Consider the following 7,398-nt stretch of genomic DNA (forward strand, 5'->3'; position numbering starts at 1 on the left):
GTTTGCGGAGTTCCTGACCTTGCCGCTGTATGAGCAGATCTGAACACGCACACTGACTTGCCTGCATGCCATGGCCCCGCTGGGGCCATGGTTGTTTCTGGCTGACACGGCACTCATATATGCCTGATCCATTATGTGACAGAAAGACTTTCCATAGTCTTTCAACATAAGCGTGGTAGTGCAACAACACTGCATGGTGAAGCCCGTGATGTGTGGATAGAATCGGACCATTCCCTTCCGGCAGCGCCATGATGAAGCTTTACTCTTCACCCACCAGCCCCTACGGTCGCAAGGTCCGCATCGTCCTGCTGGAAAAGAAAATCGATTGCCAGTTGATCGAAGATATTCCCAGCGCTGCCGACAGCAAGGTAGCCAGCGTCAACCCGCTGGGCAAAGTGCCGGCGCTGGTGCTCGATGATGGCAAGCCGCTATATGATTCCAGCGTGATCGTCGAATACTTGGATCACGTTTCCCCGGTTGGCAAACTGCTGCCGGCCGATCACCGGCAAGCGGTAGGCGTAAAGCGCTGGGAAGCGCTGGCTGACGGCGTGACCGATGCGGCGGCGCTGATCGTGGCGGAGCGTCGGCGCCCGCCCGAGCTGCAAAGCGCGGACTGGGTGGAACGCCAGCAGGCCAAGATAGAGCGTGGCCTGGCAGCCCTGTCTGCAGACCTGGGCGAGAGCAAATGGTGTTTTGCCGGCCATTTCAGCCTAGCCGATATCGCCACCGGCTGCTGCCTGGGCTATTTATCCATGCGCTTTCCCGATTTCGACTGGGCGACGCGCCATCCCAATCTGGCGACGTTGTATGCGCAGCTGAACGAGCGGCCGTCATTCGTGGATACCAGCTTGCAAACGGCCTTACGCCCGGCCTGATACGCGGCAAAGAAAACGCCTGCAGTAGCAGGCGTTTTCACATTCATCCCCATCAAGCGCCATCGGGCACTAGTGGGCCACTGCTGGTGGCTCTGGCGGGTATTGCCGTTCTATCTCGCCGGCGGCGATCTGCGCCAATGCCCGCAGGATCATCCGCTGCTCTTCACTCAGCGTGCGCGCTACCGGATCGATCACGCAAACGGTGCCGATGGCGTGGCCACTGGACAGCACGATCGGTGCACCAGCGTAGAAGCGGATATGCGGCTCGCCCAGTACCAGCGGATTGTCCCAGAAGCGCGCATCCAGCAACGCATCCTCCACTTCCATGATTTCGGATGGATTGAGGATGGCATGGGCACAGAACGAGATATCCCGGCCGGTCTGGGCCACATCCGGCAGGCAACTGGCCTTGAACCACTGGCGGTCACGGTCGACGATGCTGACCAGCGCATAACGCGATTCCAGCGCGGAAGCCGCGTATTCAACCAGTTCATCGAAAACGGGCTCGGGCAACGTATCGAGGAACTGCAGGCGCTGCAGTGCGGCGATACGTTCCATTTCATTCGCGGGCAGTTCGGGTGAGAGCATCACGATTGAATCCGGGTCAGGAACGGCGTACTTGCACTGTAGCGCCATCAACAGTAATCGGCAGCCACCGCCGACAGGCGATGGCCTTTTTACGCTCAGTGGCGAACCAGCTGGCGACTCAATCCTGCAAACCGCGCCACAGCGCAGTCAGCAAGGTATCGGTACGGTCTTCCGTATATTCCCAGAAAAACGCCCCAGCCAGATTGTGCTCTTTCACGAAAGCCATCTTGGCAGCAATGGATTCCGCATCCTCGTACGAAACGAAGCGACCTTGGTGCAACAGCCATGGTGCCTTGGCGGCATCATCCCAGTGGCGCACCGCACCTGCCGGCAACAGCGTGTTGACGATCTCAGTATAGCTATGCGCGCCGTTGCTGCCTTTTTCTCCGGGCTCGCCCAGGCCGGTGGTACCGGCAAGGCTGCGGCCGTAGAACGCGCAACCCAGCACCAGCTTCTCGCGCGGCACCCCATTGGCCAGGAACAGCGCTACGGATCTGGCGCAGCTGTCGCCATCCGGATCGACTGCAGTGTTGTACAGGTTGCTGTGATGACCGGCGCGCGTGGCCCAGCCGTTGTAGTAGTCGTAGGTCATCAGGTTGACGAAATCGAGCTGCGCGGTGACCTTGTCCATTTCCACGCCATCGAGGTAGTACTGCCCCGCACCCGCGGCAATGGACAGCAGGTAGCGGGCATCACCGGTGCGCGCCTCATGGTCGGACAGCGCATCGAGATGGCGGCGCAAGGATGCCAGCATCAGCGTGAAGTTCTGCTTGTCCTCAGGGCGGGCCACGATACCTGCCATGTCGTTGCTGGGGTATTCCCAGTCCATGTCGATGCCATCGAGCTGGTAGCGCTGCATGAAGGCCACTGCGGATGCAGAAAACTGCTCGCGTGCGGTTTCGGTCAGCGCAGCATCCGAGAAACCGTCCGCGGTCCAGCCGCCGATCGAGATCAGCAGCCTCAGATGCGGATGGCGGCTGCGCAGGGCCACCAGCTGAGCCAGGCCGCTTTCGTTGCGTGCCTGGTGCTGATCATCCTGCGTCAGCAACACGACTTCGCCATCCTTGATGTTGGCAAACGCATAACAGATGTGTGTCAGGCGCTCCGCATCCCGTTCCAGCGGCAGGCCGTTCCAGTCTTGCCAGCCGGCGATATAGGCGAGCACCATCTTTTTGTTCGACATTTTTTTCCTTGTCCAGGACAGTTGGTCAAAACATACCGGCATGTATGCCGAATACCCCATTAAAGCGCAGCTGTCACACTCATTTCAACTTTATAACGCGGGTCGGCCAGCCGGGCCTCCACGGTGGCGCGCGCCGGGGTGTTGCCCGATGAGACCCATTCGGACCACGCTTCGTTCATTGCATCGTAATCAGCCATGTCGGCCAGGTAGATGGTGACGGACAGCAGCTTCTGCTTGTCCGAGCCTACTTCGCCCAGCAGGCGGTCGATAGCGGCCAGCACTTCATCGGCCTGGCCGCGCACGGTTTTTTCCAGCGATTCGGCCACCTGGCCGGCCAGATAGACGGTGTTGTTGTGAACGACGATCTCGGACAGACGCGGGCCGACGTGATAGCGCTGGATGCTGGACATGTTGCTCTCCTGTGTGACGACACCAAAAGAAAAAAGGCGAGCCATGGGGCTCGCCTTTCAGTGTAACGCGGGTTTTACACCGCCGCGACCGAACGTAGCCGCAACGAGAATTCCTGCAATGCAGCAATGCCGCTGGCTTCCGCCTTCGCGCACCAGTCCTGCAGATGCTTGAGCAATTCCGGCCGGGACAGCGATGAACGCTCCCACAAGCGGGTCAACTCCTGGCGCATCTGATAGATCTGGCTCAACACATTGCTTTGTGCCAGCACGGCATCGAGCTTCGGACGCTCGTCCTCGGGCGTGTCCTTGGCATCCTGCTTCAGCCACACTTTCATCTGACGCGACAGGTTGATATCCAGGTGCGGCACGTGCGCATTGGCACGCAGCTTCTCGACTTCATCCGCCACGGTCTGCTTGAGCGTGCGTGCATAGTTGGCGGCAATGCTGTAGCGGTTGGCCACGATGGCAGCCAGCGCGTGTTCGTCAATCTCGATACGCGGCGATTCGATGGTTTTCATCTTCGGTGCCACGCGGCGAACCTTGGCCATGCGCAGCACTTCCATGGTGCGGATGTACAGCCAGCCGATATCGAACTCGAACCACTTGTACGACAGCTTGGCCGAGGTACCGAAGGTATGGTGGTTGTTATGCAGCTCTTCACCACCGATGATGATGCCCCACGGCACAATATTGCGGGACGCATCTTCACATTCGAAGTTGCGGTAGCCCCAATAGTGACCGATGCCGTTGATGATGCCGGCGGCGGTGATCGGAATCCAGATCATCTGCACGGCCCAGATCCAGATGCCGTTCGGGCCGAACAGCGCCAGGTTGATGATCATCATCAAGGTCGGACCCATGGCGCTGTGCGAGCTGTATACATTACGCTCCAGCCAGTCGTCCGGGGTGCCGTGGCCATACTTTTCCATGGTCTCTGCAACCTTGGATTCCGCACGGTAAAGTTCTGCGCCTTCGAAGAACACCTTCTTGATGCCCAGCACTTGCGGGCTGTGCGGATCTTCGGCGGTTTCGCACTTGGCGTGGTGCTTGCGGTGAATTGCCGCCCACTGCTTGGTCACCATGCCCGTGGTCAGCCACAGCCAGAACCGGAAGAAATGGCTCGGGATCGGGCCAAGGTCAAGCGCGCGGTGCGCCTGGTGGCGGTGCAGGTAAATGGTGACCGCTGCAATGGTGATGTGCGTAAACACCAGTGCTACAACGATGTAGCCCCACCAGGGCAGGTCAACCAAACCGTTTAACCAATTCATTCAATCACTCTCCAAAAGGAAGCCAGGCGGTGCAACAATAGCCGCACCCAAGCGCTGGGGGCTTGATTCTAATCAATTTTTCCCCGATCAGCTTGTATTTGAAACACCAGCAGACAGATGGTTCCACCAAAACCTTACTCTATACCTTGCAGGTTACCCTCGCCAGCCAGCCGGCTGGATGGCTTGAAGTGCACGATATCGAGCCGGTTGAACGGAATACTGATGCCGTTTTCACGGAAGGCCTGCCAGATTTTGCAATTGATCTCGGAACGCAAGCCCAGGGTGCCATTCTCTGGGTCGCGCACCCAGAATCCCAGAGACATATTCACGGCGCTCTCGGCAAAGGCCTCGACGAAGGCGCGCGGCGCCGGGTCTGGCGCAATGCGCGGATGCCCGGCCGTCGTGGCTTCCAGCAGTTTCATCACCAGTTCCAGATCGGATTCATAAGCCACGCTGACCGGTAGTTTTACCCATACCGCACGATCGTTGTATGACTGGTTGACCACCGTGGAGGTGACCAAAGTGTCGTTCGGGATCAGCGATTCGGTGCCGTCCGCACTCTTGAGCACCACGTAGCGGGCAGTGATGCCGCTGATCACCCCTTGGCGATTGTCAATGGTGACCAAGTCGCCGATCTTGATCGAGCGATCGATCAGGATGATGAAGCCGGACACATAATTGGATGCAATCTTCTGCAGGCCAAAGCCCAACCCCACACCCAGCGCGCCTCCAAACAGCGACAATACCGTCAGATCGATGCCCACCAGCGGCAGCGCGATCATCACCGCGAATACCACCAGCAGCGTCTGCACGACCTTCACCAGCACCACGCGCACGCTCATGTCCATCATCTTGGCGGCCATCATGCGCGTTTCGAACAGGCGCCCCAGCCAGATAGCCACCAGCATGGTGCCGGCAACCGATACCAGGCCCTGCAGGATGTTGAGCACGGAAATGCGCGATTTGCCGAGGTGGAAGCTGATGCTGTCGAGCAGCTCTGCCACCTCCGGCAGGATGCCCAGCACGTGCAGCGCGTAGATGGTCCAGATCACGCCGGCGATGTACTTTTCCCAGCGTTGTACCCACTGCGCCTGCGAGAACGCATGCTTGAGCATGTAGACCAACACACGGATATTGACCATGGCGGTCAACAGCACCATGGCGATGGCCAGCAGGTGGTGGGGCAATGGCTGGACGGTACGCAACGTGATGCCGCCGATCAGCACCAACACCAGCGCGCTGAGCGGGAAGTACACGCGCGAGAACCCTTCCCCGCCGAACTTCCAGCGTGCGTGGTCCAAGCCCAGCCGCGGCTTGAAATAGTGATTGCTGAGCCATGCAAGGCCCAGCGCAAGCACGAACACCGCCGCCTGCCAGACAATGCCCGGGGCAAGGAAACCGGAGCGGTTGAGTTCTGCAATCAGCTCTACAACCAGGTTATGCCGCTCAGCGAGAGGCTGCACGGATGCGCTCCAGGGTCTGCGTGGTGGAAGTCTGGAACAGGAAAGGGATGGAATGCACGCTACCGCCCCATGCCAGCACTTCGCTGCTGCCGACGATCCGCTCGACCGCCCAGTCCCCCCCTTTCACCAGTACATCAGGGCGGGCAGACAGGATGAGCTCATGTGGGGTATCGGCATCGAACCACGTCACCAGACTCACGCTTTCCAGGGCGGCCATCACGGCGGCGCGATGGCTCAGCGGATTGATCGGCCTGTCATCACCTTTACCCTGGCGGCGCACCGAGGCATCGGTATTGAGCGCCACGACCAGGCTGGCACCCAGCGCGCGCGCCTGCGCCAGATAGGTAACATGGCCACGGTGCAGGATATCGAAGCAACCATTGGTGAACACCAGCGGCCGCGCCAGCGTGGCAAGGCGCTCTGCCAGCTGTTCCGGCCGGCACAGCTTGGCTTCGAAGCTTGCGGGCGGGTAGCTGTTGCCCTGTGTCATGCAGCGGTGCCCAGTTGCTTGCGATAGCGGTTCAGGTCGCCGGTGGTTTCCAGCGTGACGCCGAACAGGCTGGACAGGTTGCGCAGGATGCCGCCAACCACACGCGCTTCCCACTCCTTGCCAAACTGGATTTGCGTATCCAGCCAGTGTTCCAGCCACTCCGGATCAGGCAAACGGCTCTGGATCGTATCCATCGGATACAGATCCTTGTTCACATGCAGGTTGGTCGGGTGCAACGGCTTGCCGGATCGCGCGGAAGACGCCATCAGGAAGCCGATCTTGGCAAAAGCCTGCCGCGCCTCGTTGCCGCAGCGTTCGATCGCACGCTTCATGTATTTGAGGTATGCACCGCCATGACGTGCTTCGTCGGTGGACAGATGCTTGTAGATGGCCTTGATCACCGGCTCGGTATGCCATTCGGACGCGCGGCGGTACCACTGCGTCAAGCGCACTTCACCGCAGAAATGCAGCATCAACGTTTCCAGCGGTGGGGCCGGATCGAATTCGAAGCGCACCGCGTGCAGCTCTTCTTCAGTCGGCGCCAGCTCGGGCTTGAAACGGCGCAGATATTCCATCATCACCAGCGAGTGCTTCTGCTCTTCGTAAAACCAGATCGACATGAAAGCGGAAAAATCGCTGTCGTCCTGATTGTCGCGCAGGAACATCTCGGTGGCCGGCAATGCCGACCATTCGGTAATTGCGTTCATCTTGATCGTCAGCGCTTGCTCATCGGTGAGCAGCGCAGCATCAAATTCACCCCAGGGAATATCATTCGCCATGTTCCAGCGTGCTTTTTCGAGGTCGGCAAATAATTGCGGGTACAACATCCGGATCTGCTCCTGGGGGACAAACGGTGATTAAATGAAAATGAGGCCCAATAGCGTATTAGACAAGCAGCAGGGGGCCAGAGCAAGACCCAAATTTGTCACACTGCTGATTTATGCTGGGCGGTTCGACGTGGACGCAGCGCCATACAGATACTGACGCCTTTGGCTACGCCAATGCTGAATCTCCGCCTACGCCTGGCTGAAGCCGCCCCGATGAATTGCAGCCGATCGCGGCCAACGGCTAGGAAATGGCTGCCTGTACCATTAGGTATCTACCGCTCGTCGCCATGTTTA

Annotated in this window: 8 protein-coding genes; 1 reads left to right on the forward strand and 7 read right to left on the reverse strand. The window is 59.2% G+C overall.

Annotation, left to right across the window (positions count from 1 at the left end):
* The first annotated feature begins 248 nt into the window (after positions 1-248).
* Positions 249-875, forward strand: coding sequence for a glutathione S-transferase (locus tag IGB42_RS21625; protein WP_236822696.1), 627 nt, complete (start codon positions 249-251; stop codon positions 873-875).
* 69 nt (positions 876-944) lie between these two features.
* Here the strand turns inward: IGB42_RS21625 and IGB42_RS21630 are convergent, their stop codons facing one another.
* The 7 genes from IGB42_RS21630 to IGB42_RS21660 all read right to left on the reverse strand — a co-directional run bounded on the left by IGB42_RS21630 (position 945) and on the right by IGB42_RS21660 (position 7,104).
* Entirely contained in the window at positions 945-1,463 is a 519-nt protein-coding gene (locus tag IGB42_RS21630; protein ID WP_159675628.1) for a GAF domain-containing protein, read from the reverse strand.
* 118 nt (positions 1,464-1,581) lie between these two features.
* Positions 1,582-2,646 (reverse strand): glycoside hydrolase family 18 protein, encoded by a 1,065-nt coding sequence (locus IGB42_RS21635; protein WP_159675629.1) that lies wholly within the window; start codon positions 2,644-2,646, stop codon positions 1,582-1,584.
* A gap of 59 nt (positions 2,647-2,705) precedes the next feature.
* Complete coding sequence (locus IGB42_RS21640; RefSeq protein ID WP_159675630.1) at positions 2,706-3,056, reverse strand: RidA family protein; 351 nt, start codon at positions 3,054-3,056, stop codon at positions 2,706-2,708.
* Positions 3,057-3,130: 74 nt separating this feature from the next.
* The gene (locus tag IGB42_RS21645) at positions 3,131-4,324 is read right to left on the reverse strand and encodes a fatty acid desaturase (protein ID WP_159675631.1); all 1,194 of its coding nucleotides are present in this window, start codon (positions 4,322-4,324) and stop codon (positions 3,131-3,133) included.
* A gap of 134 nt (positions 4,325-4,458) precedes the next feature.
* The gene (locus IGB42_RS21650; protein WP_159675632.1) at positions 4,459-5,787 is read right to left on the reverse strand and encodes a mechanosensitive ion channel family protein; all 1,329 of its coding nucleotides are present in this window, start codon (positions 5,785-5,787) and stop codon (positions 4,459-4,461) included.
* A complete protein-coding gene (gene rfaE2 / locus IGB42_RS21655; protein ID WP_159675633.1) occupies positions 5,771-6,277 on the reverse strand; it encodes a D-glycero-beta-D-manno-heptose 1-phosphate adenylyltransferase in 507 nt (168 codons plus the stop codon). Before rfaE2 ends, IGB42_RS21650 begins: the two co-directional genes overlap by 17 nt.
* Positions 6,274-7,104, reverse strand: a complete 831-nt coding sequence (locus tag IGB42_RS21660; protein ID WP_159675634.1) for a ferritin-like domain-containing protein — start codon at positions 7,102-7,104, stop codon at positions 6,274-6,276. The genes rfaE2 and IGB42_RS21660 overlap by 4 nt, the downstream gene beginning before the upstream one ends.
* Between the last annotated feature and the right edge of the window lie 294 nt (positions 7,105-7,398).

This window comes from Andreprevotia sp. IGB-42 (assembly GCF_009848685.1).
Taxonomy (GTDB): Bacteria; Pseudomonadota; Gammaproteobacteria; order Burkholderiales; family Chitinibacteraceae; genus Andreprevotia.